The organism is Flavobacterium sp. I-STPP5a, from assembly GCF_009764685.1.
In the GTDB taxonomy this organism is placed as follows: Bacteria; Bacteroidota; Bacteroidia; order Flavobacteriales; family Flavobacteriaceae; genus Flavobacterium.
The window spans coordinates 1-481 of record NZ_VHLM01000028.1 but is presented as its reverse complement, the minus strand read 5'-3'; the positions used below and the strand labels follow the sequence as shown (position 1 = coordinate 481).

At 42.0% G+C, this 481-nt stretch carries 1 protein-coding gene; it reads right to left on the bottom strand.

What is annotated here, in order from left to right:
- Window positions 1–481, bottom strand: a 481-nt coding sequence (locus FJV36_RS06370; RefSeq protein WP_158980920.1) for an SIS domain-containing protein, incomplete at both ends; no start/stop codon positions are given.

The following is a 481-nucleotide window of genomic DNA, read 5'->3' as shown; positions in this document are numbered from 1 at the left end:
GCCCTAAAAATAAGCAGCTTTGCTTGGTTTCAAATAAGTCACTCATCTTCTTAATAGGTGAATCTAACTTTAGGCAAGCATGTAGCTGCCCATTAAGTTGGTGTAAGTCTTTGATTAACTGCGTAAAAGTCATATCATCAATGCGTTGTTGGATACGACCAATTTTGAGTACCAACAGCATTAAGGCAACGAGTTGAGTGGTAAAGGCTTTGGTAGAGGCAACACCGATTTCTACCCCTGCCATTGTTGGTAAGAAAATATCCGTTTCACGTACCAGTGATGAAGTGGGTACAGTACACAATGCCAAAGATACCAAGCCGTTAATGTTGCGACGCTGTATATCACGCAGCGCTGATAAGGTATCGGCTGTTTCTCCTGATTGAGAAATACAAATCATCAAGGTATTATCTAATACCACAGGCTCACGATACCGAAATTCACTGGCAATCTCGACTGAGCAAGGTAGATGCGTCAATCCTTC